The organism is Oleiphilus sp. HI0123 (assembly GCF_001635315.1).
On the sequence record NZ_LWGE01000226.1, the window covers coordinates 1 to 1,750 of the forward strand.

At 44.5% G+C, this 1,750-nt stretch carries 2 protein-coding genes; both read right to left on the reverse strand.

The window, feature by feature from the left end:
* Positions 1-188, reverse strand: a 188-nt coding sequence (locus A3761_RS02215) for a hypothetical protein (protein WP_156491507.1), incomplete at its 3' end; no start/stop codon positions are given.
* A gap of 87 nt (positions 189-275) precedes the next feature.
* Positions 276-1,750, reverse strand: a 1,475-nt coding sequence (locus A3761_RS02220; protein WP_068749718.1) for an inorganic phosphate transporter, incomplete at its 5' end; no start/stop codon positions are given.

Sequence of the window (1,750 nt, forward strand, 5' to 3'; positions counted from 1 at the left end):
GCCTCAACCTCGGCAACAAGGGTTTCAACAAGCTCTAAAAAGTTTGGGTCGGCGGGCTCAGCCTCATCCATCTCATGAGCATGTGTCTTAACTTGCTCTAGCAAAGACTGCTGCTGAGGGCTAACTAACTCGTCACCAAATCGTTCATGCAAATCGGTAATCAGGTGGGCAACTTTTTCTTTAGGCATAATCAGCTCCTTTACTGTGATAACTTGAAGGCTAGCGCTTAACTAGGTTCAAGTAAAGAAACCTAGTCAAGCGAAGCGGCCTTAATCTTAAATGCTAAAGCCTGAAATCAGAGTAAACACCGTAGCAGCAAGGGCTGCAGAAGCAGGAACGGTGATAAGCCACGCAGCAATAATTTTCTTGAATGCGGACCGCTTTACAAGCTTTTCTTTATATATTTTCTTTAAACGCTTGCGCTCGACCTTATTAAAGCCAAGCGCTTTTTTCTCTTGTTTTGCAGTCTGCAGCATTTTTTCCATCTCTTCGACAGATGCGCTTTTAAAATCATCAAGAAACTCGGATAGCCGGCGCTTTTCTTCACCCTCATGGTGACTAAGCATGGTATGCAATTGACTTGCATAACTAGTTTTTAGATACTCCCTAAGGAAGCCAACACCGAAGATCCCACCAACCGCAATATGGGTTGAACTAACAGGCAGACCAAGCTGAGAGGCAATAATAACAGTAATGGCTGCAGCCATTGCAACACAAAAAGCTCTAGACTTATCAAGCTCTGTAATTTCTGTGCCCACGGTACGAATTAGCTTAGGCCCATACAATAGCAAACCAATTGCTATACCAATGGCACCAATCATCATCACCCATAGAGGAATAGCCGCTTTTTTAGAAATACCATCGCTGGTAATCGAATCGGTGATAGCAGCAAGCGGTCCTACGGCATTTGCAACATCATTTGCTCCATGCGCAAAACTTAATAATGCCGCAGCAAAAATCAGAGGTATAGTGAAGAGATTGTTGACGCCTTCCTTATTATTCTCTTGCTTTTTGGATGACTTTGAAACTAAAGGTTTTATTACAACAAAAAAACATGCGGCGACAGCAAGACCAATCATGGCGGCCATTTGGAAGTCAATTTTCCATATTTTTTTCAAACCTTTAAGCGCTAAATAAGTACTAAACGCCCACGCCATCAACGCGATCAACCAAGGAACAAAGCGTCTTGCCGATTGAAGCATGTCATCCTGATAAATAATCTTCTTTTTAATGAATAGGAGAAGCGAGGCTGCAATAACGCCCCCTAGCACAGGTGAGATAACCCAACTCGCAGCAATCATCCCCATTTTATTCCAGTTTGCAATGGCCAATCCGCCAGCAGCAATACCTGCGCCAAGCACGCCACCAACGATTGAATGAGTTGTTGAAACGGGCGCACCGAGGTAAGTAGCTGCATTCAACCAAACAGCACCAGCAAATAAGGCTGAAAGCATTAACCAGATAAAAGTAGTGGAATCAGTAATATTTTCGGGGTTGATAATACCCTTCTTAATGGTACTGACGACTTCACCGCCAGCTAACAAGGCACCACCGGCCTCAAAGATTGCAGCTATTATTATCGCCCAGGTTAGTGTGAGCGCTTTTGAGCCAACCGCTGGGCCAACGTTATTGGCCACATCATTGGCACCTATATTCATTGCCATATAGCCGCCAACTACTGCGGCGATAGATAAAACCAAAGAACCTTGTCCAAGCTGGAAGCTTGTCGCGACGTAAGCTAGAATCCCGG